At 58.7% G+C, this 25,126-nt stretch carries 25 protein-coding genes; 12 read left to right on the top strand and 13 right to left on the bottom strand.

Annotation, left to right across the window (positions count from 1 at the left end):
- Positions 1 to 13: 13 nt before the first annotated feature.
- Positions 14 to 676 carry a peptide-methionine (S)-S-oxide reductase MsrA gene (msrA, locus tag Q1A07_RS09190; RefSeq protein WP_299780016.1) on the top strand — a complete coding sequence of 221 codons (663 nt, stop codon included), beginning with the start codon at positions 14 to 16 and terminating at the stop codon, positions 674 to 676.
- Here the strand turns inward: msrA and Q1A07_RS09185 are convergent, their stop codons facing one another.
- Complete coding sequence (locus tag Q1A07_RS09185; RefSeq protein ID WP_299780014.1) at positions 677 to 2,932, bottom strand: NADP-dependent malic enzyme; 2,256 nt, start codon at positions 2,930 to 2,932, stop codon at positions 677 to 679.
- 134 nt (positions 2,933 to 3,066) lie between these two features.
- Between Q1A07_RS09185 and mutS the strand changes: the two genes are divergently transcribed.
- A complete protein-coding gene (mutS, locus tag Q1A07_RS09180) occupies positions 3,067 to 5,703 on the top strand; it encodes a DNA mismatch repair protein MutS (protein ID WP_299780013.1) in 2,637 nt (878 codons plus the stop codon).
- Between the two features lie 57 nt (positions 5,704 to 5,760).
- On the opposite strand, the gene Q1A07_RS09175 is transcribed toward mutS, so the two are convergent.
- Together Q1A07_RS09175 and hrcA are read right to left on the bottom strand one after the other, a co-directional pair.
- On the bottom strand, positions 5,761 to 6,324 hold the full coding sequence (locus Q1A07_RS09175; protein ID WP_299780012.1) for a nucleotide exchange factor GrpE: 564 nt from the start codon (positions 6,322 to 6,324) through the stop codon (positions 5,761 to 5,763).
- Between the two features lie 9 nt (positions 6,325 to 6,333).
- Positions 6,334 to 7,398, bottom strand: a complete 1,065-nt coding sequence (hrcA, locus tag Q1A07_RS09170; protein WP_299780010.1) for a heat-inducible transcriptional repressor HrcA — start codon at positions 7,396 to 7,398, stop codon at positions 6,334 to 6,336.
- A 114-nt stretch (positions 7,399 to 7,512) separates the two neighbouring features.
- On the opposite strand from hrcA, the gene rph reads away from it, so the two are divergent.
- The 3 genes from rph to hemW are packed head-to-tail and all read left to right on the top strand — an operon-like array spanning position 7,513 to position 9,984.
- On the top strand, positions 7,513 to 8,226 hold the full coding sequence (gene rph / locus Q1A07_RS09165) for a ribonuclease PH (protein ID WP_299780008.1): 714 nt from the start codon (positions 7,513 to 7,515) through the stop codon (positions 8,224 to 8,226).
- Positions 8,223 to 8,834: a non-canonical purine NTP pyrophosphatase gene (locus Q1A07_RS09160; RefSeq protein WP_299780006.1), complete on the top strand. Its 612-nt coding sequence runs from the start codon at positions 8,223 to 8,225 to the stop codon at positions 8,832 to 8,834. The genes rph and Q1A07_RS09160 overlap by 4 nt, the downstream gene beginning before the upstream one ends.
- Positions 8,827 to 9,984: a radical SAM family heme chaperone HemW gene (gene hemW, locus Q1A07_RS09155; protein WP_299781386.1), complete on the top strand. Its 1,158-nt coding sequence runs from the start codon at positions 8,827 to 8,829 to the stop codon at positions 9,982 to 9,984. Before Q1A07_RS09160 ends, hemW begins: the two co-directional genes overlap by 8 nt.
- Here hemW and Q1A07_RS09150 read toward each other — a convergent pair.
- From Q1A07_RS09150 to hemJ, 7 genes are all read right to left on the bottom strand, one after another.
- The gene (locus Q1A07_RS09150) at positions 9,981 to 10,880 is read right to left on the bottom strand and encodes a ParB/RepB/Spo0J family partition protein (protein ID WP_299780004.1); all 900 of its coding nucleotides are present in this window, start codon (positions 10,878 to 10,880) and stop codon (positions 9,981 to 9,983) included. The two genes, hemW and Q1A07_RS09150, sit on opposite strands and share 4 nt — an antisense overlap.
- A 1-nt stretch (position 10,881) precedes the next feature.
- A complete protein-coding gene (locus Q1A07_RS09145; RefSeq protein WP_299780002.1) occupies positions 10,882 to 11,700 on the bottom strand; it encodes an AAA family ATPase in 819 nt (272 codons plus the stop codon).
- Positions 11,693 to 12,298 carry a 16S rRNA (guanine(527)-N(7))-methyltransferase RsmG gene (gene rsmG, locus Q1A07_RS09140; RefSeq protein ID WP_299780000.1) on the bottom strand — a complete coding sequence of 202 codons (606 nt, stop codon included), beginning with the start codon at positions 12,296 to 12,298 and terminating at the stop codon, positions 11,693 to 11,695. Before rsmG ends, Q1A07_RS09145 begins: the two co-directional genes overlap by 8 nt.
- Complete coding sequence (gene mnmG / locus Q1A07_RS09135) at positions 12,295 to 14,157, bottom strand: tRNA uridine-5-carboxymethylaminomethyl(34) synthesis enzyme MnmG (RefSeq protein ID WP_299779998.1); 1,863 nt, start codon at positions 14,155 to 14,157, stop codon at positions 12,295 to 12,297. The genes rsmG and mnmG overlap by 4 nt, the downstream gene beginning before the upstream one ends.
- 13 nt (positions 14,158 to 14,170) lie before the next feature.
- Positions 14,171 to 15,457, bottom strand: coding sequence for a tRNA uridine-5-carboxymethylaminomethyl(34) synthesis GTPase MnmE (gene mnmE, locus Q1A07_RS09130; RefSeq protein WP_299779996.1), 1,287 nt, complete (start codon positions 15,455 to 15,457; stop codon positions 14,171 to 14,173).
- 29 nt (positions 15,458 to 15,486) lie between these two features.
- Positions 15,487 to 16,794, bottom strand: coding sequence for a transcription termination factor Rho (gene rho, locus Q1A07_RS09125; RefSeq protein WP_299779994.1), 1,308 nt, complete (start codon positions 16,792 to 16,794; stop codon positions 15,487 to 15,489).
- A 126-nt stretch (positions 16,795 to 16,920) separates the two neighbouring features.
- Entirely contained in the window at positions 16,921 to 17,370 is a 450-nt protein-coding gene (gene hemJ / locus Q1A07_RS09120) for a protoporphyrinogen oxidase HemJ (RefSeq protein WP_299779992.1), read from the bottom strand.
- A gap of 403 nt (positions 17,371 to 17,773) precedes the next feature.
- On the opposite strand from hemJ, the gene Q1A07_RS09115 reads away from it, so the two are divergent.
- The 4 genes from Q1A07_RS09115 to dnaQ are packed head-to-tail and all read left to right on the top strand — an operon-like array spanning position 17,774 to position 20,487.
- Positions 17,774 to 18,373 (top strand): nucleoside triphosphate pyrophosphatase, encoded by a 600-nt coding sequence (locus Q1A07_RS09115; RefSeq protein WP_299779990.1) that lies wholly within the window; start codon positions 17,774 to 17,776, stop codon positions 18,371 to 18,373.
- On the top strand, positions 18,370 to 19,218 hold the full coding sequence (locus tag Q1A07_RS09110) for a shikimate dehydrogenase (RefSeq protein WP_299779989.1): 849 nt from the start codon (positions 18,370 to 18,372) through the stop codon (positions 19,216 to 19,218). The genes Q1A07_RS09115 and Q1A07_RS09110 overlap by 4 nt, the downstream gene beginning before the upstream one ends.
- On the top strand, positions 19,215 to 19,808 hold the full coding sequence (coaE, locus tag Q1A07_RS09105; protein ID WP_299781384.1) for a dephospho-CoA kinase: 594 nt from the start codon (positions 19,215 to 19,217) through the stop codon (positions 19,806 to 19,808). The genes Q1A07_RS09110 and coaE overlap by 4 nt, the downstream gene beginning before the upstream one ends.
- A complete protein-coding gene (gene dnaQ / locus Q1A07_RS09100; RefSeq protein ID WP_299779987.1) occupies positions 19,801 to 20,487 on the top strand; it encodes a DNA polymerase III subunit epsilon in 687 nt (228 codons plus the stop codon). The genes coaE and dnaQ overlap by 8 nt, the downstream gene beginning before the upstream one ends.
- Positions 20,488 to 20,490: 3 nt before the next feature.
- Here dnaQ and secB read toward each other — a convergent pair whose 3' ends face one another.
- Entirely contained in the window at positions 20,491 to 20,976 is a 486-nt protein-coding gene (gene secB, locus Q1A07_RS09095) for a protein-export chaperone SecB (protein WP_299779986.1), read from the bottom strand.
- A 59-nt stretch (positions 20,977 to 21,035) separates the two neighbouring features.
- A complete protein-coding gene (locus tag Q1A07_RS09090; RefSeq protein ID WP_299779985.1) occupies positions 21,036 to 21,506 on the bottom strand; it encodes an FxsA family protein in 471 nt (156 codons plus the stop codon).
- 105 nt (positions 21,507 to 21,611) lie between these two features.
- On the opposite strand from Q1A07_RS09090, the gene Q1A07_RS09085 reads away from it, so the two are divergent.
- Genes Q1A07_RS09085 through Q1A07_RS09075 form a run of 3 tightly spaced genes read left to right on the top strand, consistent with a single transcriptional unit; the run spans position 21,612 to position 23,898 of the window.
- Entirely contained in the window at positions 21,612 to 22,271 is a 660-nt protein-coding gene (locus Q1A07_RS09085; protein ID WP_299779984.1) for a Tim44/TimA family putative adaptor protein, read from the top strand.
- Between the two features lie 41 nt (positions 22,272 to 22,312).
- Positions 22,313 to 23,305, top strand: coding sequence for an MltA domain-containing protein (locus Q1A07_RS09080; protein ID WP_299779983.1), 993 nt, complete (start codon positions 22,313 to 22,315; stop codon positions 23,303 to 23,305).
- Complete coding sequence (locus tag Q1A07_RS09075; protein ID WP_299779982.1) at positions 23,302 to 23,898, top strand: Smr/MutS family protein; 597 nt, start codon at positions 23,302 to 23,304, stop codon at positions 23,896 to 23,898. The genes Q1A07_RS09080 and Q1A07_RS09075 overlap by 4 nt, the downstream gene beginning before the upstream one ends.
- Here Q1A07_RS09075 and Q1A07_RS09070 read toward each other — a convergent pair.
- The gene (locus Q1A07_RS09070) at positions 23,882 to 25,108 is read right to left on the bottom strand and encodes an MFS transporter (protein ID WP_299779980.1); all 1,227 of its coding nucleotides are present in this window, start codon (positions 25,106 to 25,108) and stop codon (positions 23,882 to 23,884) included. The genes Q1A07_RS09075 and Q1A07_RS09070 overlap by 17 nt on opposite strands.
- Positions 25,109 to 25,126: the final 18 nt, after the last annotated feature.

The following is a 25,126-nucleotide window of genomic DNA, read 5'->3' as shown; positions in this document are numbered from 1 at the left end:
AAGGAGACGCGATATGTTCACACGGGAAACGTTCAAATCCATTGCCCTTGCCGGAATGATTGCGCTGGGGCTTGTTGCACAAAGCAAAACCGCCCATGCGGCGGACCTGCAGACGCTGACGGTTGCGGGCGGCTGTTTCTGGTGTGTCGAGGCCGATTTCGAAAAGGTCAAAGGCGTGAAGCAGGCCGTCTCGGGCTTTACCGGCGGCGCCGTTGCGAACCCGACCTACAAACAGGTGACCTCGGGTGGCACGGGGCATTATGAGGCGGTGCAGATCACCTTTGATGCGGATGTGGTCAGCCGCCGTACCCTGCTCGATCTGTTTTTCCGGTCGGTTGATCCAACGGATGCGGGCGGACAATTCTGTGATCGGGGTGAGAGCTATCGGACCGCGATTTTCACCAACACCCCAGCCGAAAAGCAAGCAGCACAGGCCGCCAAAACAAAGGCCACTGCTGATCTTGGCCAAAAGGTTGTGACCCCGATCCTCAGCGCATCGGAGTTTTACCCCGCCGATGCCTACCACCAGGACTACTATAAAGGCCGTCAGCTGGTGATCACCCGGTTTGGCCCGAAACGTCAGGCTTCCGCCTACAAGGCCTATCGCGAGGCCTGCGGGCGCGACGCGCGGGTCAAGCAACTCTGGGGAACTGACGCGCCTTTCGTGAACAGCTGATTAGCCGACCTTGCAGGCCGCCAATACCGCCATGTTCAGGATGTCATTGGCCGTGGACACGGTAGAGCAAATCTGGATCGATCCATCCACCCCGGCAAGGATCGGTCCGATCACCGTCGCCCCCGCCATCTCCTGCATCAGCTTCACCGAAATGCTCGCCGAATGGCGCGCGGGCACAATGAGAATGTTGGCAGGCCCGGTCAGCCGCGAGAACGGATAGGCTTCCTGCGCCAGCGCGTTCAGCGCCACATCGACGGTCATCTCGCCTTCGTACTCAAAACTGACGCCGCGCTGGTCCAGTACATCCGCCGCCTTGGCCATTTTCTCCGCCCGTTCCGAGACCGGGTAGCCGAAGGTCGAGAAGCTCACAAAGGCCACCCGCGGCTCTAGCCCCATGTTCTGAGCCACCGTGGCCGCGCGTTCGGCAATGTTGGCCAGGTCTTCCTCGTCCGGCCATTCGTTCACGATGGTATCGGCGATGAACACGATCCGCCCCTTGTGCAGCACCGCCGTGATCCCTGCGACACCGTGATCCTTATCCGCGTCGTAGACGTGATTGATCCGGTCCAGAATATGCGCCGACTTGCGCGTGGCCCCGGTGACCAGCCCATCCCCATGCCCGTGCTGCAGCATCAGCGCCGAGAACACATGCCGGTCGCGCGCCGCCAGCCGGTGAATATCCTGCGCGTCGAAACCGCGCCGGTGCAGCCGGTCGTAGAGGAACTGCTTGTAGGTCTCCAGATGCTGGGTATTGGCCGCATTCACAATCTCGATCTGGCGATGCGCGTCTTCAAGACCTGCCGCCTCCAGCTTGGTTTTCACGTCATCTTCACGGCCAACAACCAGCGCCTTGCCGAACCCGGCACGCTGATACATCACCGCGGCGCGCAAGACCCGTGGATCGTCCCCTTCGGCAAAAATCATGCGGGCCTGATTGGCGCGGGCGCGGGCGTTGATGCCGCGCAGAATGCTGGCCGTCGGGTCCATGCGAGACTTCAACGACAGCTCATAGGCGTCCATATCGATGATCGGGCGGCGGGCAGCCCCGGTGTTCATGCCAGCCTGCGCAACAGCGGGCGGCACGCGGTGGATCAGACGCGGATCGAACGGCGTCGGAATGATGTAATCCCGCCCGAAACTCAGGTTCTTGCCATAGGCCAAGGCCACTTCGTCCGGCACATCCTCGCGCGCGAGGTTCGCCAGCGCATGGGCGCAGGCGATCTTCATCTCGTCATTGATGGCGCGCGCGTTGATGTCCAGCGCCCCCCGGAAGAGATAGGGAAAGCCCAGCACGTTATTGACCTGATTGGGGTAATCGCTGCGCCCCGTGGCGACAATCGCATCGGGCCGCACCTCATGCGCGTCCTCGGGCGTGATTTCCGGATCGGGATTCGCCATGGCGAAAATCACCGGGTTTTCCGCCATGCTGGACACCATGTCCTGCGTCACGGCCCCTTTGACGGACACACCCAGGAACACATCCGCGCCCTTCATCGCCTCGTCCAGCGTACGCAGATCCGTGGCCACCGCATGGGCCGATTTCCACTGGTTCATGCCTTCGGTGCGGCCCTGATAGATCACGCCCTTGGTGTCGCACATGATGCAGTTCTGATGCTTGGCGCCCATCGCCTTCAGCAGTTCCAGACAGGCAATCCCGGCAGCCCCTGCCCCGTTCAACACAATGCGCACGTCTTCGATCTTCTTGCCCGACAGCTTCAGCGCATTCAGCAGACCGGCGGCACAGATCACCGCCGTGCCGTGCTGATCGTCGTGAAAGACGGGGATGTCCATCTCCTCTTTCAGCCGCTGTTCGATGATGAAACACTCCGGTGCCTTGATGTCCTCAAGGTTGATGCCGCCAAACGTCGGCCCCATCAGCTTGACCGCGGCCACAAACGCATCCGTGTCTTCGGTGTCGAGCTCGATATCGATGCTGTTCACATCGGCAAAGCGTTTGAACAGAACCGCCTTACCTTCCATCACCGGTTTTGACGCCAGCGCCCCAAGGTTCCCGAGGCCCAGAACCGCCGTCCCATTGGAAATCACCGCAACCAGATTGCCCTTGTTGGTGTAGTCGTAAGCCGTCTCGGCGTTTTCCGCGATCGCCTCGCAGGGCACAGCCACACCGGGCGAATAGGCCAGGCTCAGATCCCTTTGCGTGGTCATCGGCACCGTCGCCGTGATCTCGAACTTGCCGGGGGTCGGCTCGAGGTGAAAGGCCAGCGCCTCTTCGGGCGTCACGCGATTTTTGGACATGAGAAAAGGCCTTTACTGCAGTTCCGAGCGCATAACCTCTAGCCCAGCGCGCAGGTAGCCTCAAGCAGGCAGCATTTGAGGCTTTTCCCCACCCGCCCGCGTTTGTAAGGTCTGCCGAAACTGCGGGGGTGCCCATGACCGTCACGCCGATGATGGCGCAATATCTCGACCTGAAAGCCGGTTACGCGGATGCCCTGCTGTTCTACCGCATGGGCGATTTCTACGAGATGTTCTTTGACGATGCGGTGGCCGCTGCGGAGGCGCTGGACATCGCCTTGACCAAGCGCGGCAAGCACGACGGCGCGGATATCCCCATGTGCGGCGTGCCGGTTCACGCCGCTGAAGGCTATCTGCTGACGTTGATCCGCAAAGGCTTTCGCGTTGCGGTCTGCGAACAGATGGAAAGCCCGGCAGAGGCGAAAAAACGCGGCTCCAAATCGGTGGTCAAACGGGATGTCGTGCGTCTGGTCACGCCCGGCACGCTGACCGAAGAGGCGCTGCTGGAAGCGCGGCGGCACAATTATCTGACCGCCTTTGCCGAGGTCCGTGATGCTCAGGCACTGGCCTGGGTCGATATCTCCACCGGGGCGTTTCACGTGATGCCGCTGACGGATTTGCGGCTGGGTCCGGAACTGGCACGGCTGGCGCCCTCCGAGCTGATCGTGTCGGAAGCACGCGAGGCGGACCTGCGTGAGATGGTCGAGGAATTCGGGATCGCGCTGACCGGCCTTGCCCGCTCTGCCTTTGACAGCGCGGGCGGTGAAAAGCGCCTTTGCGATCTTTTCGACGTTGAGACGCTGGATGCCTATGGCAGCTTCACCCGCGCGGAGATCGCCGCCATGGGCGCGATCCTGCAGTATCTGGAGATCACGCAGAAAGGCAAACTGCCCCTGTTGCGCGCGCCGCAGAAAGAGGCAGAAGCCCGCACGGTGCAGATCGACGCCGCCACGCGGCGCAACCTCGAACTGACGCAAGCGCTGTCTGGGGGTCGCGCCGGTTCCCTGCTCTCCGTCATGGACAAAACGGTGACGGCAGGCGGCGCGCGCCTGCTGGAACGGCGGCTCTCCAGCCCCTCACGGGTTCTGGACGTGGTGCAGGACCGGCTGGCCGCGGTGCGCTGGGCGGTCTCTGAGACACAGGAACGGCAGACTACCCGCGACACTCTGCGCAAAGTGCCCGATCTGGACCGCGCGCTGTCACGTCTCTCGCTGGATCGCGGCGGGCCACGTGACCTTGCTGCCATTCGAAATGGCCTGTCTCAGGCGGAAAATCTCTGCGCGTCTTTGAACAAGCTGGAGTTACCGCCGCTCCTGACCAGCGCATTAATGGCGATGTCGGGCCATGACGCCCTGATTGATCAGCTGGATGCAGCGTTGGTGGCAGAACCACCGCTCCTGACCCGCGACGGTGGCTTCATCGCGCCGGAGCATGATGCGGAACTCGATGAGGCCCGCAAACTACGCGACGAAGGCCGCAGTGTGATTGCGCAGATGCAGTCTGAATTCGTCTCTAACACGGGGATTTCGTCTCTCAAGATCAAACACAACAACGTCCTGGGCTACTTCATCGAAACGCCCGCGACCCATGCGGAAAAGATGCTGTCACCGCCGCTGTCAGAAACCTTTATCCACCGTCAGACCACCGCGAACCAGGTGCGGTTCACCACGGTCGAGCTTTCTGAGATGGAGACGAAAATTCTCAACGCCGGGGCGCGGGCGCTGGAGATTGAGAAACGCCTCTTCGAAGTGCTGCGCGCAGATGTGTTGGCGGTCGCAGGGCCCGTTGCGGAAACCGCCCGTGGTTTGGCAGAACTTGATCTGACCACGGCACTGGCCGAATTAGCTGTTGCCGAAAGCTGGGCAGCCCCTAAGGTCGATAATACGCGGGCTTTCGATATCTGCGGCGGGCGTCACCCGGTGGTTGAACGCGCGCTGAAGGATAAGTCAGGCGAACCATTCATTGCAAATGATTGCGATCTGAGCGCCGAGGCGGATCATGCAAATGTCTGGCTGCTCACCGGTCCGAACATGGCGGGTAAATCCACCTTCCTGAGGCAAAATGCAATCATCGCCTTGCTGGCGCAGATGGGCAGTTTTGTGCCGGCAGAAAAGGCACATATCGGCCTGATCAGCCAGCTCTTCAGTCGCGTTGGGGCTTCCGATGATCTGGCGCGCGGGCGCTCCACCTTCATGGTCGAGATGGTGGAAACGGCGGCAATTCTCAATCAGGCCGATGACCGGGCGCTGGTGATTCTCGATGAGATCGGGCGTGGAACAGCCACCTATGACGGGCTGTCGATTGCCTGGGCGACGCTCGAACATCTGCATGACGTGAACAAGAGCCGCGCGCTTTTCGCCACACATTACCATGAGATGACCGCGCTGGCCGGGAAACTGACAGGCGTTGAGAACGCGACTGTCGCCGTTAAAGAATGGGAAGGCGAAGTGATCTTCCTGCACGAGGTGCACAAGGGCGCCGCCGACCGATCCTACGGTGTACAGGTGGCACAGCTTGCCGGACTTCCAGCACCTGTGATCGCCCGCGCCCGCGTCGTTCTGGACGCACTGGAAAAGGGAGAACGAGAAGGCGGCGCGACCCAGAAAACCCTGATCGACGATCTGCCACTCTTCTCCGCAACACCGGTCGCCGCGCCGCCAAGGCAGAAAACATCCGAAGTCGAGACGCTTCTGGCCGACATCCTTCCGGACGAACTCACACCCCGGCAAGCGCTAGACGCACTGTACAAACTGAAAGACGCGGCCAAATCCTGACCGCGCCTTCATTGTTCCGAAAAATATGCCCCCCGGAGGGTCGCGCTCAAAAAACGCTCAGCTTGCCGGTGTCGACGACACCCCAACCTGCGCCGGACGCAGCAGGCGGTCATGCAGCATAAACCCTTCGGCGGCGACCTGAATGATGTCGCCCGCCTTGGTGCCCGGCACTGGTGCCTCGAACATCGCCTGATGCTGCTGCGGGTCAAAGCGATCCCCAACTTCAGGCGCAATGACCTCGATCCCGTGTTTCTTGAAGACGCTCAGCAGTTCGCGCATTGTCAATTCAATGCCTTCGATCAGGGCCGAATTCGCTTCTTTCTGCTCGTCCGTGATGGTCTCAATAGCACGTTTCATGTTGTCATAGACAGGCAGCATATCGCGCGACAGCTTGGACCCACCGTAATTCTCGGCCTCGCGCCGGTCCCGATCCGACCGCTTGCGGGCATTCTCGGCATCCGCCAGCGCACGCATAAAACGGTCACGTAGTTCGTCGCGCTCGGCGCGCAGCTGGTCCAGCTCCAGCGCCTCGTCGTCAATCTCTTCCATTTCATCCGCAAAAGCCTGCGCTTCCGCGTCTTCAATATCGTCCAGAAACTCTTCGTTCTTGGGCTCTGCCATAGTTCACCTCTAGCTCCGGTCAGAGATCAGCTTTCCGACCAGCTGCGCCGTGTAATTCACAATCGGCACAATGCGTCCATAATTCAGTCTCGTCGGACCAATGACGCCCACGGCGCCGATGATCTTTCGATCAGCGTTCATATATGGGGAAACCACCAGAGAGGAACCCGAAAGTGAAAAAAGTTTGTTCTCAGAACCGATAAAAATGCGCACACCGTCGCCTTCTTCAGCAAGTTCAAGGAATTCGGCAATATCACGTTTGCGTTCAAGGTCATCAAAGAGGTGTCGGATGCGCTCCAGATCCTCCGCCTCGCCCTCCTCGCTCAGCAGATTCGACCGCCCCCGCACAATCAAACGCTCTATCTGATCGCCCTCGCCCTCCCAGACCGCCAGCCCGCTTTCCACCAGGTCACGCGCCAGCGAATCGATTTCCTGCCGCCGGTTGGAAATCTCCTGCTGAATCGTGGTGTGTACTTCGCCGAGCGTTTTGCCTTCGATCAAAGAATTAAGGAAGTTCGCCGCCTCGCGCATGGAGCTGGGCGTTTGCCCGGGCGGCGGGGTAAACAGCCGGTTTTCGACGTGACCATCCCCAAAAACCAGCACCACCAGCGATCGTTCAGGAGACAGCGACACGAATTCAATATGTTTGATCGGCGCTTCGTGCTTCGGCGTCAGCACCAGCGACGCGCCATGGGTCACCCCCGACAGCGCAGAGCCCACGCGGTCCAGCAGCCCGCTCACATCCTGCTCATTCGACCCCAGGGTTGCGTCGATCTTTTCGCGGTCCGTTTCATCCGGGTTCCCGATTTCCAGCAGCCCGTCCACGAACATGCGCAGGCCCATCTGTGTCGGAATGCGCCCCGCGCTGACATGAGGGCTGTCCAGAAGACCCAGATATTCAAGGTCCTGCATCACATTGCGGATGGTCGCCGCGCTCACCTTTTCGCTGAAATCCCGGGTCAGGGTGCGTGATCCAACCGGGACGCCATCTTCCAGATACCCCTCGACCACCCGGCGAAACACTTCGCGGGATCGGTCGTTCATCTCTCCAAGGATGTTTGGCACGTCACTCATGATCAGATCCCGATTGAACCGCTATAAAAGCATGAAACCCGCAGAATTCAATCGGGGTTGCATCTTCACACCGCTGGACGGTATCGGGGGGGCGTACACAGCAAAGGATATTCCATGCGCCCTTCTGGTCGAGCTCTGGACGAAATGCGTACCGTTTCCATCGAAACAGGTTTCACGAAACACGCCGAAGGGTCGGCCCTGATCAAGATGGGCGATACGCATGTGTTGTGCACCGCCACCATCGAGGATCGCGTGCCGCCGTTCATCAAGGGATCGGGTCTGGGTTGGGTCACCGCAGAATACGGCATGCTGCCCCGCGCCACCAACACGCGGATGCGTCGAGAAGCCGCCGCCGGCAAGCAAGGTGGGCGCACGGTGGAAATTCAACGGCTGATTGGCCGATCCCTGCGCGCCGGTGTCGACCGGGTGGCACTGGGAGAACGTCAGATCACCGTCGATTGCGATGTTCTGCAGGCCGACGGCGGCACCCGTTGTGCCTCGATCACCGGCGGCTGGGTCGCGCTGCGGCTGGCCGTGAACAAGCTGATGAAAGCAGGCGATGTGATCAGCGATCCGATGGTTGACCCCGTGGCGGCCATCAGCTGCGGTATCTACGCGGGCCAGCCGGTGCTGGATCTGGACTATCCAGAGGATTCCGAGGCCGGTGTCGACGGCAATTTCATCATGACGGGCTCCCATCAGTTGATCGAGGTGCAGATGAGCGCCGAAGGTTCCACCTATTCGCGGGATCAGATGAACGCCCTGATGGATCTGGCCGAAAAAGGTGTGTCTGAACTGGCTGCAGCACAAAAGGCTGCTACCACATGACCCGAAGGTTCGACGACAAACGCATCCTTGTGGCCACACATAACGCTGGCAAACTAGATGAGATGCGGCAGTTGTTCGAACCTCACGGCGTCACGGTTGTTGGTGCGGCGGAAATGGACCTGGCCGAACCTGCAGAGACCGAAGACAATTTCGTCGGCAATGCCCGGATCAAGGCGCGCGCCGCGGTTGAGGCAACGGGCCTGCCTGCGTTGGCCGACGATTCCGGGATCGAGGTTGAAGCCTTGGACAATGCCCCCGGCGTCTATACCGCCGATTGGGCCGAAACGCCGAACGGGCGTGATTTCGTCATGGCCATGACCAAGACGCACAACCTGCTTGAAGAGAAATCCGCCCCGCATCCCCGCAAGGCCCGCTTCTGCGCGACCTTCGTGCTTGCATGGCCCGACGGGCATGAAGAGATTTTTGCCGGGCGCGCAAATGGCACGCTGGTCTGGCCCATGCGCGGCGAAACCGGCCACGGATATGACCCGATGTTCCAGCCCGATGGCTATGACATCACCTATGCGGAAATGGACCCGGTCCAGAAAAACAGCATCAGCCACCGCGCCGATGCTTTTGCCAAGCTGATTGCTGGTTGCTTTGGCTGAGGATTGGGAAGCAGGCGGTTTTGGCCTCTACCTGCACTGGCCCTATTGTGAGGCCAAATGCCCCTACTGTGATTTCAACAGCCATGTGTCGCGGCAGATTGATCACGCCGCATGGTGCGATGCCTATCTGAAAGAGTTGGACCGCGCCGCATCGGAAACACCTGGTCGCGTCCTGCGGTCGGTGTTTTTCGGCGGCGGCACCCCCAGCCTCATGCAGCCGGAAACGGTGGGCCGGATCATCGAAAAAATCCGCAGCCTGTGGCCCGTGGCAAATGATCTTGAAATCACGCTGGAGGCAAACCCGGGATCGGTAGAAGCTGGCAAATTCCGTGCGTTCCGTGACGCAGGCGTCAATCGCATCTCTATGGGGGTGCAGGCGCTGAATGATGCAGATCTGAAGCGTCTCGGGCGTATTCATACCGCTGACGAAGCGATGAAGGCCTTTGACATCGCACGCGCCACCTTTGACCGGGTCAGTTTTGATCTGATCTATGCGCGGCAGGGACAATCGCTGGCGGATTGGCGGATGGAACTGGAACAGGCACTGTCCATGGCCGTCGATCACCTGTCTCTCTACCAATTGACGATCGAGCAAGGCACGGCCTTTGGGGATCGCTATAATGCGGGCAAATTGCGCGGGTTGCCGGACGAGGATCTGGGGGCAGATCTTTTCGCCCTGACGCAAGACATTTGCAGCGCGCATGGGTTGCCCGCCTATGAGGTGTCCAACCACGCGCGGGACGGCGCGCAGTCCCGGCACAATCTGATCTATTGGCGTTACGGCGATTACGTGGGCATCGGTCCTGGCGCCCATGGCCGACTGACGCTGAAAGGACAACGCTGGGCAACGGAATGCGTCTCCAACCCGACCCGTTGGCTTGAAGATGTCGCCACGACAACGCCGGAAAAGCCCAGAACGCCCTTATCCGCATCCGATCAGGCAAGCGAATTCCTCCTGATGGGCCTGCGCCTGAAGGAAGGGGTCAGTCGGAGCCGTTTTGCGCAGTTGAATGGCAAGCCCTTGGTATCTGAAAAACTTCAAGACCTCGAAGATCTGGATATGATCTCAACCGAGGATGACAATTTAATCGTTTCAAATCAAGGGTTTATGGTTTTGAACGCTGTGATTGAAAGCCTGCTGCAGACTTAGGACCCACTGAGAATGCGACAAAGCTCATCCAGGTCATCCAAGGATTTGTAGTGCAGCGTCATCTGGCCGGATTCCTGACCCGGCTTGTGCGACAGACTCACCTTCATACCAAGGCTCGCAGAGAGATCGTCCTCAAGCGCTTTGGTATCCGCGTCTTTTGCGGCTTTTGCCGGTTTTGCATCAGGCGTTCCAAAGATGTTCGCACCATCGGAGGCCTGCTTCTTGACCAGCGCCTCTGCCGCACGAACGGATAACCCGCCCCTGACAATCGTTTGTGCCAGTTTCAAAGGATCATCTGCCGGGATCAACGCCCGTGCGTGGCCAGAGCTTAGGTCTCCCTTACGGACCATCTCCAACACAGCCTCAGGCAAGTTGAGCAACCGCAAAAGATTCGCAATATGGCTGCGGCTTTTGCCCAGTGCTTCGGCCATCTTTTCCTGCGTGTGACCAAACCGGTCCATCAGTTGCCGGTATCCCGCTGCCTCTTCAATCGGGTTCAGATCCGCCCGCTGAATGTTCTCGATGATCGCAACTTCCAGCACCTCAACGTCCGTGAAGTTCCGCACGACCACCGGTAACTCGTGCAGCTTGGCCATCTGCGACGCGCGCCACCGCCGCTCCCCCGCAACAATCTCATAACGATCATCTGCCACGGCCCGCACGATCAGCGGCTGGATGACACCCTTCTCGCGGATGGAAGCAGCAAGATCATCCAGATCACCCTCTGCGAACCGTTTCCGGGGCTGATCCGGATTGGGTGCGATTTGCTCGATGGGAATCACACGCTCAGCGGCGGACGGTCCCGCACTGGCGGCCTTCTCCGTCTCCGCGACATCTGACATCAGGGCCGATAGGCCGCGCCCAAGACCCCGTTTACGATCTGCTCCACCTGCCATGTCAGCCCCCTAGTACGACTTTCTCACTATTTCTGCTCAATACTTCCTGCGCAAGAGCCCGATACGCCTGCGCCCCCTTGGAGGCGGTATCGTAGGTCAGCACCGGCATGGCAAAGGATGGCGCTTCGCTCACCCGCACATTCCGCGGAATTCGGGTGGAAAACACCAATTCCCCCAGATTGTCCCGCGCGTCCTGCTCAACCTGCAGGGACAAGTTGTTGCGTCTGTCATACATGGTCAACACAACACCTTCGATTCGCAGGTCTTTGTTGCCGCTCTGCCGAACCTCTCGAATGGTCAGCATCAGCTGCGATAAACCTTCCAGCGCAAAGAACTCACTTTGCAATGGCACCAACACCGAATGCGCCGCGATCATTGCGTTCACTGTCAGCAAATTTAGCGACGGCGGACAGTCAATCAGGATGTAATCCAGCTCAAACACATCCATCGCCGTCTGGCGCAGAGCGTCATGCAGCAGAAAACTGCGCTTCTCATTCGAAATCAGCTCGATGTCGGCGGAACTCAGGTCAACCGTTGCCGGGACGATCATCAACCCCGGCGTCACAGTTGGCAAAACGACCGACTTCAGGTCGACATCCTCCAGGAGCAGCTCGTAGGTGGTGAATTCGCGATCCCCCAGCTCGATACCGAGACCGGTGGACGCATTCCCCTGCGGATCAAGGTCAATGACAAGGACCCTTTTGCCCGCCTCGGCCAATGCGGCGGCAAGATTAATGGTGGTCGTTGTTTTGCCAACCCCGCCCTTCTGGTTCGCGACCGCAATGATTTTAGGACCCACAGGGCGTGAAAAGTCAGACACGTTTGATTTCCCTCACCTCGAGAATGGCAGCATTTGGGTTCGTTTTACTTGTATGGCTCACGAGGTCAAAAGACCACGCCTTACGCGCTTCATCGACCTCTTTTTGCCAGGTCTCGCCTTTGAAAAACAACGCGTGACCGTTCGGGTTCAAGTGATGGTCTGCAAAAGACAATAGCGAAGACAGATCAGCAAGCGCCCGCGCGGAGAGGACATCCGCATCAAGAGGATCAGTTTGTTCAATTCGGGAGGTGAGAACCGTCGCCGTCAGGCCCAACTCGCGTATCACCGTCCTCAGGAACGTCGCTTTTCGCATATCGCTTTCGATCATGGTCACATGAAGGTCTGGATTCAGTTCCCGCGCAATAATCGTAATGACCAACCCGGGCAAACCACCGCCGCTGCCCATATCAACCCAGTTTCGGCAGGTGTCGGCAAGCGGATACATTTGTGCAGAATCCCGGATGTGCCGGTCCCAGACCTCAGCAAGACTCGCCTTGGAAACAAGGTTGATTTTGGGATTCCACTTGGTCAGGAGATCGTGGAAACAGGATAATCGGTCCAATGTTTCACGTGAAACATTCAAATCCAATACCGTCACGCAGATTGCTTTCGTTTCAAGGACCGCAACCGCGCAAGGATGAGCGTTAAAGCAGCGGGTGTCATCCCATCGATACGCGCCACCTGCGCCAGAGAACTCGGCTGCGTCGCGATCAGTTTCGCCTTTAGCTCGTTGGACAGCCCTTCCATCACCGCATAATCAAAACCCTGCGGAATCAGCAAGTTTTCGTCCTTCTGCATCAGCTCGATGTCTTTTTGCTGGCGAAGAATGTAATTGGCATATAGCGCTTCCCGCTCCATTTGGTCCCGCGTTTCGTTGTCGATGTCTCCGAAAGCAGGATCAAGATCGCCAACCTCAGAGAAACCCACATTTGGGAACGCGAGAAGCTGCATGGCTGTGCGCCTGGATCCATCCTGGTTGATTTTGATCCCGACTGACGCGGCTTGCGAGGGCGTGAAGGTTGTTCCCGTCAAGAGATCACGTGCTTTCTCCAGTCTTTCAGACTTCCGTGCGAAAGCCTCCGCGCGCATCGAACCGACGCACCCAATCTCCACTCCCAGCGGTGTCAGACGTTGATCTGCATTGTCTGCGCGCAAGGACAGCCGGAACTCTGCACGGGAGGTGAACATGCGATACGGCTCGCTGACACCGCGTGTTGTGAGATCGTCGATCATCACGCCGATGTAGCTCTGCGCCCGCGAGAATTGTAGTGTTTCCCGACCAGATGCCCTGAGCGCGGCATTTAGCCCGGCAACCAGCCCCTGCGCTGCTGCTTCCTCATACCCCGTTGTCCCGTTGATCTGCCCGGCCAAGTAAAGTCCTGGGACCGTCGGGAGCGCAAGTGTCGCGTCCAACGCACGCGGATCAACATAATCGTATTCAATGGCATATCCGGGCTGCAGAATAACCGCTTGCTCCAGCCCGAAGATTGAGTGCACGTAGTCTTCCTGCACGGCTTCGGGCAGAGACGTGGAGATGCCGTTAGGATACACCGCATCGGTGCTAAGCCCTTCTGGCTCAAGAAATATCTGATGTGAATCCTTATCCGCAAACCGGACGATCTTGTCTTCAATGGAGGGGCAATATCGGGGACCAACCCCGTCAATATGACCGCCATACATCGCAGAGCGTTCCAGGTTTTCCCGAATAATATCATGGGTTTTTGAATTCGTATGCGTGATCCCACAGGACACCTGGCGGGCATGGGTACCCTTTGACAGGAAAGAAAAAAGGGTTGGCACCTCATCACCGGGCTGGTTTTCGAGCTCCGCCCATCGAATGGATTTTCCATCCAACCGCGGTGGTGTTCCGGTTTTCAGCCGTCCAAGCGGTAATTCAAAGGAGTCAATCCGCTCCGCAAGTTTTACAGACGCCTTCTCGCCCATGCGGCCGCCTGAGCGCGAGACATCCCCAATATGGATAACCCCCCGCAAAAACGTACCCGTGGTGAGCACAACAGACGTCGCCTTGACCTCGCTGTCGTCCTGCAACCGAACGCCAATAACGCGCGGACCGTCCATCAGAAAGTCAACAACCTCTCCTGTCAAAATGCTTAGGTTCGGCTGTACTTTGACTTCCGCAAGCATTTCAGTTCGGTAGATTAGCCGGTCCGATTGCGCCCTCGGACCCTGCACGGCCGGACCCTTTCGTCGGTTCAGCAGACGAAACTGGATGCCCGCTTTGTCTGCGACGCGGCCCATCACCCCATCAAGCGCATCAATTTCCCGCACGAGGTGGCCCTTTCCCAGCCCGCCAATGGCCGGGTTGCAGGACATCGCGCCGATCCCGTCTTCGGATAGTGTAATCAGGGCTGTGTTTGCCCCCATGCGGGCGGATGCATGTGCGGCCTCACAGCCTGCATGCCCACCACCGATGATCACAACATCAAAATGTTTCACGTGAAACACTCCGCTACTTGCCCAAGCAAAAACTCGAGAATACTTCGTCCAACAGGTTTTCGACGTCAATACGCCCCACCAGCGCTTCCAAAGCTCGAATCGCACTCCGAAGCTCTTCTGCCGCTATATCATACTGTTCTGGTCCCTGCCCGACGATATCCAAAGCCTGATCAAGGGCACTTCCCGCCCGTTCCATTGCCAGCCGATGCCGCGCATGCGTCGCAAGGCCCGCTCCGGCCGTGCGCTGCTGCAAGGTGTGCTGAATGCGATCCACAAGCTCCGAAACACCGGCGCCGGTTCTGCCAGATATGCCATTCTCAGCCGTATCGACCAAATCGGCCTTGGCGTGTAAAACCAAGTCGCCCTCGACCGGCGACAACATTAACTCTTCGCCGGGCATGGCAAGAAAAACGCGCAGATCCGCTGACTTTGCACGCTCTACAGCGCGCGCAACACCGATGGATTCGATTTCGTCCTCGCTGTCCCGAAGGCCTGCCGTATCCAAAAATGTAACGGGCAAACCTTTCAGATCCATACGAACTTCGATGACGTCACGGGTGGTGCCAGCGATATCTGACGTGATTGCCGCATCGCGCCCGGCCAACCGGTTGAGCAAGGTTGATTTACCCGCGTTTGGCGGCCCTACCAAAGCAACCTCAAACCCCAGCCGAATACGTTCCGCCACAAAGGTTCCGGCGATTTCGCTTTCCAGGTCGCTCTTGACCTGTCCCAGCAAGTCCAGAACTTCAGGACTTACGTCCACGGGAACATCTTCATCAGCAAAATCTATCGTGGCTTCAAGCAACGCTGCACTGCGGATCAGCTTGCTTCGCCAACTTTCAACGCGGTCTCCCAATGCACCGGAAAAAACACGGACAGCCTGTTTGCGCTGCGCCTCGGTCTCCGCATCAATGAGGTCGGCAAGACCTTCGACCTGCGCAAGATCCAGCTTGCCGTTTTCCAGCGCGCGCCGTGTAAACTCACCCGGTTCGGCCAGACGCAGGTCATCCTGCACACCAAGCTCGGCCAAGACCGCCTGCACCACGGAAATGCTACCATGCACGTGCAGCTCAATCACATCTTCCCCGGTGAAGCTGTGCGGCCCTTCGAAGCGGATAACCAGCGCATGGTCGAGGACCTCGCCACTGTTGTCTCGCAAGATACGGGTGGCGGCCTTTCGTGGCTCCGGCAAGGTCCCAGCCAGTGATTTACCCGCGGAGATCGCTGATGGACCGGATATCCGGATCACCGACACCCCGGCCCGGCCTTGTGCCGACGCCAGTGCATAAATCGTATTCATATGTTAACCCACTGTAATTAAACAATAAGCTACGTATTCATGGAGTCGAAGAAATCCGAATTCGTCTTGGTCTGTTTCAGTTTCGAGATCAGGAATTCAATCGCATCCGTTGTGCCCATCGGATTGAGAATACGGCGCAGCACAAAGGTTTTCTGCAGATCGATCTTATCGACAAGCAGATCCTCTTTCCGGGTGCCAGATTTCAGGATGTCCATCGCCGGGAAGACGCGCTTGTCGGCGATCTTGCGATCCAGAACGATTTCGGAGTTACCCGTGCCTTTGAATTCTTCAAAGATCACCTCGTCCATCCGGCTGCCAGTGTCGATCAGCGCTGTGGCGATGATGGTGAGCGAACCGCCCTCTTCGATGTTCCGGGCTGCGCCAAAGAACCGCTTGGGGCGTTGCAAGGCATTGGCGTCCACACCACCGGTCAAAACCTTGCCCGACGACGGTACAACCGTGTTGAACGCCCGGCCCAGACGCGTGATGGAATCGAGCAGGATCACCACATCGCGCTTGTGTTCGACGAGACGTTTGGCTTTTTCGATCACCATATCCGAGACGGCCACGTGGCGCGTTGCCGGTTCATCGAAGGTGGAGGAGACAACCTCCCCCTTCACCGAGCGCTGCATGTCCGTCACCTCTTCGGGCCGTTCGTCGATGAGCAGCACGATCAGATAGCATTCCGGGTGGTTGCGTTCGATGGAATTGGCGATGTTCTGCAGCAGAACGGTTTTACCCGTCCGCGGCGGCGCCACGATCAGCGACCGCTGGCCTTTCCCGATCGGAGCCACCAGGTCAATGATCCGCGAAGACCGATCCTTGACCGTCGGGTCGTCGGTTTCCATCGTCAGACGCTCATCCGGGTAAAGCGGTGTGAGGTTTTCAAAAGCCACCTTGTGACGCGCTTTTTCAGGCTCTTCGAAATTGATCTGCGTGACATCCAGCAGGCCAAAATACCGCTCATTGTCGTCGGGGGCCTTGATCACCCCTTCGATGGTATCGCCTGTGCGCAGGGAGAATTTGCGGATCATTTCAGGCGAGACGTAAATATCATCGGGGCCCGGCAGATAATTCGCCTCGGGAGACCGCAGAAACCCGAACCCGTCCTGCAGCACTTCGAGCACGCCGTCCCCGGAGATTTCCCAGCCCTCATCCGCACGTTCGCGCAGGATCTGGAACATCATCTCGCCCTTGCGCATGGTGGAGGCGTTTTCAATCTCCAGATCTTCCGCCATGGACAAAAGGTCCTTGGGGCTTTTGCGCTTCAGATCCGCGAGGTTCAGCGTCTCGAGCGTTTCAGGGACAGAAGGTGTGTCGGTCATGTCAGTGGTCATGGAAATACCCGTGATCAGCCGCAGCAAAACTGCCGGCTGATGTAAATTTGGAATGTCAGGTCTGCGCCATCCCCGGACGGGGTGGTGCTGGGTACATAGGCGCGCAGGCCGGGTGAGTCAATTGATTCAGAACCGCACAACCACCGAGAGGACAATCAGCACCATCAACAGGGTCGGCACCTCGTTCATCAGCCGGTACTGTCGTCCGGTCAGCTTGTTCTCGCCTCGCATGAAATCCTTGCGCCGCAATCCCAGCCAATGGTGAAACCATGTCATGGCCAGCACACCTGCCATCTTGGTCCAGGGCCAAATCGCCGACCAGTCGACAACCCCGGGTGTGAAAACCAGACAGAGACCCAGGATCCAGGTGGCGATCATCGCCGGGTTCATGATCACCCGCAGCAGTTTCAATTCCATGGTCTGAAAGAGATCATGGGTCTCTCCGCTTTGTCCGACCTGTTCCGCGTGGTAGACAAAGAGACGGGGAAGATAGAACAGACCTGCCATCCAGGCGATCACTGCCATGATGTGAAATGCCTTCGTCCATGGATAGGCAAGGGCGAGCAGGTCCGACATTGAGAACTCCGATCCGTTTGCTCCTCTTATTAATAATAAAAGAAAGATAAAAGGATGATGATTTTGTAGGGTATCTCATATCTGTGGATTATGCGGTTTTGCCTGTCCTTATCCGCTTGGGGAGAACAGTTTTCCTCCGCGGATGAGAACCTCAGATTTATAATTTATCTATTTATAAACAATATCTTGAAAAGTTTTTCGTTGGATTGATGGCGGGATAAGCTTGTGCATATTTTCGCCAAAACCTGCTTATACACACCTTGGGCGTTGTCCTTTTCCGCATAGGGGCATTTCTTGCGCTATTCTGGAATTCCCACAGGATAGCTTTTCCTTGCAGGATCACGCTGTTTTGCCCAGAAGAACATATTAAGAAATCCTTAACCTTGTTCACAGGCTTACCCACATGTCCCGGCACCTGATCCTGGCGTCCAATTCTCAAATAAGAGCGCAGCTGCTGCGGCAGGCGGCGGTTGACTTCACCGTGCAGCCCGCCCGCGTAGATGAGGAAATGATGCGTGATGCCTTGCTGGCCGAAGAGGCCCCGCCCCGTGATATCGCCGATGCGCTGGCGGAAATGAAGGCGCGCAAGGTGAGTGAAAAGCATCCCGAAGCCTTGGTTTTGGGATGTGATCAAGTGTTGGACCACAAGGGCACCCTGTTGGCGAAACCCGGCACGCCCGACGAGGCGGAGGCGCAGTTGCGCTCCCTGCGGAACGACCGCCACATGTTATTGTCGGCGGCAGTGATCTGCGAGGCAGGTAAACCGATCTGGCGCCATGTGGGTCAGGTTCGGTTGCGCATGCGGGATGCGTCGGATGATTTCATCAAGGGTTATGTTGCGCGCAATTGGGACAGCATTCAGCACGCGGTGGGTGCCTATAAACTGGAGGAGGAAGGCGTGCGGCTTTTCACCCGGATTGAAGGCGACTATTTCAACGTGCTCGGGCTGCCCTTATTGGAATTGCTTTCCTATCTGACGTTGCGTGGAGATCTTGAACAATGAGTGACAGCCAACAAGCCCCGGCAAAGATTCCCCTGGCGGGTGTCATCGGGTCCCCGATTGCGCATTCCAAATCCCCGCAGGTGCATCGCCACTGGCTGAACAAACACTATGTCAGGGGGTTTTACGTCCCCATGGATGTCAGCGCCCGGGACTTGAGGGATGTGCTGATGACCCTGCCCAAGGCAGGGTTTGTCGGGGTCAACGTGACCATCCCGCACAAAGAGGCGGTTCTGGACATCGCCGATCTGATCACTGACCGTGCGACCCTGATCGGGGCGGCCAACACGCTGATCTTCCGCAAAGACGGCAAGATACATGCGGACAATACGGATGGGTATGGTTTCATCGAAAACCTGAAGGCGGGCGCGCCCGGCTGGCAGCCGACGCAGGGGAGCGCCGCATTGTTGGGGGCGGGTGGTGCTGCGCGGGCGGTGATTGCGTCCCTGCTCGAAGCAGGTGTGCCGGAAATCCTGCTGTCCAACCGCACCCGCGTTCGGGCGGAGAAACTGCAGGCGGATTTTGGCAACCGGATCACCGTCGTGGATTGGGTGCAGGCAGGCAATATGCTCGAAGACGCCAGCCTCGTGGTGAACACCTCATCCCTTGGGATGGTGGGCAAGCCGGAGATGCGTGTGCCGCTGGATGGATTGCGCAAATCCACCATCGTGACGGATCTTGTCTATACGCCGCTGAAAACCAGATTGCTGGAGGTCGCTGAGGAAAAGGGCTGCGTCACTGTCGACGGTCTGGGTATGTTGTTGCATCAGGCTGTGCCCGGATTTGAGCGTTGGTTCGGCCCCCGTCCCGTGGTCGATGAGGAAGCGCGCGCGGCGGTGCTGCGCTGATGTTTCGATTGGGGCTGACTGGCTCGATCGGGATGGGCAAGACCACGACAGCGCAGATGTTTATGGAGGAAGGTTGCGCACTTTGGGATGCGGACGCTGCGGTGCACCGGCTTTATGCCGAGGGTGGTGCGGCCGTTGTGCCGGTCAAAGCCGTGTTCCCGGAAGCGGTCCAGGAGGGGGCAATCTCCCGCGATGCGTTGCGCAAGATTATCGGTGCGGACCCGAGCGCTTTGCCAAGGATTGAAGCTATCGTGCATCCACTGGTCGCCGCAGATCGTGCAGAATTCATCGGGAGGTCGGATGCCGAAATTATCGTCTTCGACATTCCCTTGCTGTTTGAAACCGGTGGCGAGGCAGAGATGGACGCCGTCGCCTGCGTGTCCATTCCGCCGGAAATTCAGGAACAGCGGGTGCTGGCACGCGGCACCATGACCCATGCGGATTTCGAAAAAATCCGCGCCAAACAGATGCCGAACGCTGAAAAATGCGCCCGGTCCGACTTTGTCATCGTCACGGACACGGTTGAACATGCCCGCGCGCAGGTTCAGGATGTGGTCAGGCAGATCAAGGAAAGAATGCGCGATGCGTGAGGTTGTGCTCGACACCGAAACCACTGGCTTTGATCCGGAGACCGGCGACCGGATTGTCGAGATCGGGGCGGTGGAGCTGATGGGCCATATGGCCACCGGCAAAACCTATCATCAGTATATCAACCCCGAACGCAGCATGCCGGAAGAAGCCTTTCAGGTGCACGGGCTAGGCGATGACTTCCTGCGCGACAAACCGAAGTTTGCGCAGGTGGGTCAGGCGTTTCTGGATTTCATCGGCGATGCGAAACTGGTGATCCACAATGCGGCTTTTGACATCAAGTTCCTGAATGCGGAACTGAAATGGATGGGGCTGCCGCAAATCCCGTGGGAACAGGCCATCGATACGCTGGAGATCGCGCGCAAACGCTTTCCCGGCTCGCCTGCGTCGCTCGATGCACTGTGTCGTCGGTTCAACATCGACAATTCATCGCGGACGCTGCACGGCGCGTTGCTCGACAGTGAAATTCTGGCGGAGGTTTATCTGGAGCTGATTGGTGGGCGACAACCGGATTTCGGTTTGTCCACCTCGTCGCAGAGCGCGTCAGGTGCCGCGGGTGAGGAATGGACTCCGCGCCCGCGCCCGGTGCCGCTCAAATCCCGGATTTCGGAAAAGGAAGCCGCCGCCCATGCCGATTTTGTGGCGAAACTGGGCGACGACGCAATGTGGCTGAAAACCTGAGGTTCAGGCGTCCATTTTGGGCTGATCTTCGGATTCAGACTGACGCCGCGCCAGCTCGTTCCGGTAAAGCGACAGGAAGTCGATGTTTTCCAGGTTCAGCGGCGGGAAGCCACCGTCACGGGTCACATCGCTGACCACGCGGCGCAGGAACGGGAAGATCATCCGTGGACATTCGATCAGCAGGAACGGGTGCAGCTGGTCCTCGGGCACATTGTCGATGCTGAAGATCCCGGCATAGTCAATTTCGAGCACGAAAAGCGTGGCATCGCTATCCTTGGCCTTGGAGGTGACATTCAGCTTGATCGAGGTTTCGTACTGACCTTCGGTGCTGCGCTTTTTTGCGTCCAGATTGACCTGAACCTGAACGTCCGGGGTCACATCCGCAGGCGCGCCTTTTTGCGCCATGATGTTTTCAAAGGACATGTCACGAATGAATTGTCCAAGAACACGCATTTGCGGTCCTTGCTGTTGTGCTTCGGCTTCAGCCATCGGTGTCTCCTACCGTGAATATGAAATCGGGCGAGCTTTACCAGCTTGGTCTGGGGTTCTCAATGGTCGGTCCACTTGGAGGGGCGGTCGACCCGATCACGATCCGGCTGGACCTCGGAATACTCGCCATCGATGATGTCGCCCCGTGCGGGTCTGCGCGCGGGATCGGCCTCGAAGGTCTGGATGTTGATGCGGGACCGAATGGCTTTGAAGAGCGCGATGCGGACGGAGGGAACCAGCAGCAGAAAGCCGACAGCATCGGTGAAAAACCCCGGTGTCAGCAGCAATGCGCCGGAAAACAGGATCATCGCGCCATGTACCAAAGGCTCCGTCGGATCCCGCAGATCGGAAAAGGAAGACTTGAGTTGACCGAGTGCTAGAACGCCCTGATTGCGCACCAGCCACGTGCCCGCAATGGCCGTCAGCACCACGGTCACCAGCGTCCAGCCGAGCCCGATGGCACCACCGATTTGGATGAATAGCGTGATTTCAATGAGTGGTACCGCAAGAAAAGCGATAAATAGCCACATTTTGGTGCTTCCTTTCGTGGAGCGTGGAGTGGACTTGCGCAGGCCCGACACCTACATAAGAGGGATAACTGCCTGTTTCCATGATTTACCCCACATGAGGTACCTATGAATTCGCCCCTGATACAGCTTTTGGTGCTGGCTGGCATCGCTGTTTTTCTGATTCTGCGACTCAAAAACGTGCTGGGGACACGGGATGGGTTTGAACAGCAACCCTTGCCAAAACCTCAAGAGCGCGGGCGATCCGGTCCGGATTTCGAAGTGATCGAAGGTGGTCCCGACCTTGATATCGTGGATCATGTGGATGAGGACAGCGATGCGGCCAAGGCGCTGGCGTCGATGAAACGGATTGAGCCGTCGTTCAACGTGACAGATTTCCTTGGCGGTGCGCGCAGCGCTTACGAGATGATTGTCATGGGATATGAAAAGGGTGAATTGTCCGACATCCAGCCATTTCTTGCCGAGGACATCTATGAATCTTTTGTCGATGGCATTGCTGCGCGCGAAGATCAGGGGCTGACGGTGGAATCGACGTTCATCGGTGTGCGTGAGCTGAAATTGATGGATGCGACGTTTGATGACGATACGCAGGATGCCGAGCTGACGATCCGCTTCGTTGCCGAACTCACCTCCGTTGTACGCAACGCCGAGGGCGAAATCGTGGACGGCGACCCCAAGGAGATCAAACGGCAGAAAGACACATGGGCCTTTGCCCGTGTAATGGGGTCGGATGATCCGAATTGGTTGCTTGTTTCCACAGACGCATGAAGCCTGCCTTCGCGGCAGCACTTTTGGCGGGGATACTCGGTATGACCGGCCCCGCCAGTGCTGAGACGCGCATAGAGGTTCTGTCTTTCGATGACCTTGATGGTTGGGCCAAGGACGACCACGCCGCTGCCTTCGAGACCTTTCGCAACACCTGTCAGGATATGGACGATCCAGACTGGCGTGCCGTCTGCGCCTATGCAACGTCCGAGCCTGATCCGAAGTCCTTTTTCGAACTCCTGTTCCGCCCGGTCTTGATGGAGGACGGGGATCCGGCCCTGTTCACAGGATATTTTGAGCCCGAACTGAACGGATCACGCCAGCGCAGTGGACGCTATCGTTACCCACTTTATGCCATGCCGCCCGAGGCGAAGGACACCGTGCTATGGTATTCTCGGCGACAAATTCTGGACGGGCAGTTGTTGGAAGGGCGCGGGTTGGAGATTGCCTGGGTCGATGATCCGGTCGAGCTTTTCTTTCTGCAAATTCAGGGGTCCGGTCGTGTGAACCTGCCCGGCGGCGGCAAGCTGCGTGTGGGATATGGCGGGGCCAATGGGCACACCTATCGGTCTATCGGAGCCGAACTTGTCCGGCGTGGCACCTATGCCGCGCATCAGGTGAGCGCCGATGTCATCAAGAACTGGGTGCGGCGCAATCCGGCAGCGGGGCGCGAGCTTTTGTTTCACAACCCGTCTTACGTCTTCTTCCGTGAAGTAAGCGAGGTGCCCGCAGACAAGGGCCCGCTTGGCGCGATGAACCGGTCGGTCACACCGATGCGCACCATTGCGGTGGACCCGTCTTTCGTGCCGCTGGGCGCGCCGGTCTGGATCGAAAAGGACGGCAAGAAACCCCTGCGCCGCCTGATGATCGCGCAGGATACCGGCTCGGCGATCAAGGGGGCGCAACGCGCGGATGTCTTTTTCGGCACGGGCGACAAGGCGGGGCGCGCCGCGGGCAAGCTGAAAGATCCCGGGCGCATGGTCGTTCTGCTGCCGATCCAGCGCGCCTTTGCCATGGCGCCGGAGGGTGCGCTGTGACACGGCGCAAACTGTCCGCCGAGGAAGCAGCGCTTTGGCGGAAAGTGACGGAGAGAACCGAAGCCCTCGAACAGCGCCAGACCTTTGATCCCGCTGCTTTTGCGCCGCAGCCGAAACCCAAGCGTGCCGATCCCCCGAAACCGGACTTTGGCAAGCTGGCCACGACATTCCCGCCCAAACCCGAGCTCCGCAAGACCAGTTTCAATCTGACACCTTCCCTGCCTGATCGCTTGCGCAATGCGCCAGTGCAGATGGACCAGAAAACCTTTGGCAAGATGAAGCGCGGCAAGATGAAGCCTGAAGGCCGGATTGATCTGCATGGTATGACGCTGGACCGGGCGCATAGTGCACTGACCCGGTTCGTTCTGTCGGCGCAGGGGTCCGGCAAACGGCTGGTTCTGGTGATCACCGGCAAGGGCAAGAACCGCGACGAAGGCGGCCCGATTCCGGTACGCCACGGCGTTCTGCGGCATCAGGTGCCGCAATGGCTGAGCGCGCCGCCACTGGCCTCTGCCGTGATGCAGGTCAGTGAGGCGCATATCAGTCACGGCGGCGGTGGCGCCTATTACGTTTACCTCAGGCGACAGCGCTAGGCAGATCGCGCTGGTAGCGCAGGATGCCGAGACCGGCGAGCGCGGCCCCTGCAAAATAGAACATGGCAATGGGGATCATCTGGTTGGGGAAATTGATGCCCAGATCGATCAGCGCCCCGGTGATGCCTGGCCCGATGGCGGACCCGAAGACCATCAATGCGGCGGCGGCGGCCTTGATCGCGCCCAGATGGCGGGTGCCGTAAAACACCGCCCAGAAAGCTGTTGTGGCGGTGGCCTGCATGCCCTGCCCCATGCCGAAAATCACCAGGCCCACGCCTGCCATGAAAATACTGTCGGCCGCGGCCAGAACCAGAAAGGACACGCCGAAGGGGATCATCTGAAACGGCACTATCCATTTCACGCCAAACCGGTCGACGGCCCAGCCGGTGATGAAGGTGAAGGCAATCGTGGACCCCGTGTAGATGGGCATCAGGGCCACATAGGACACCAGGCTCCAGCCTTTGACCTCGGTCAGGTGGACCTGCTGGAAAAACAGCGCCGTCCCCCAGGCGGCCGGGCCCAGTATCAGCGGGATCAGCATGTAAAAGAGCGGGTGCCGCAACAGGTCCACCCGCGTCCAGTGCCGCCCGCCCATGCCGAGGCTTTGCGTATCCTCCGCCATGGATTGCGGCGTGCGTTCCTGTCGGAGAAGGGTTTGCATGACCGGAATGACAACCAGAACGCAGACCGCTGCCAGCACCCAGAGGCTGCGCCAGTCGTACCGCACCAGCAGCGCCACGAACACAATCGGCAGCAATGCCTGCCCCACGGCAAATCCCATCGAGGAGAGCGAGATCGCCCGGCCCCGCGCCGCCACGAACCAGCGCGACATGGCCACCGCACCCAGCTGCGACATCATGCCCTGACCCATGAGCCTGAGGGCAAAGACAACTAGGATCAGGAGAAATCCATTCGGCACCAGCGCCATGGCAACGCAGGCGAGCGCCAGCAGGATCATCACCCCAAGCGACAGATGCCGAACGCGGAACCGGTCGGTCAGGGCACCCGCCCAGATCATCGTGATCGCGGACAGCGTGGTCCCGATGGTGTAGATCCCGCCCCATTGCCCATCGCTCAGGCCAAAGCTGCCTTTGATCTCACCGGCAAAGAGCGAGATGAAATAGGTCTGCCCGAAGGAGGACGTGAAGGTCAGCAGGAACCCCGCCAGCAGAAACAGCCGGTTGTCGATGAGAAAACGGATGTAGCCCATTCATGCCATTTCGCAGGC

Source organism: uncultured Roseobacter sp. (assembly GCF_947492555.1).
GTDB lineage: Bacteria > Pseudomonadota > Alphaproteobacteria > Rhodobacterales > Rhodobacteraceae > Roseobacter.
This window is presented reverse-complemented; position numbering and strand designations above follow the sequence as displayed.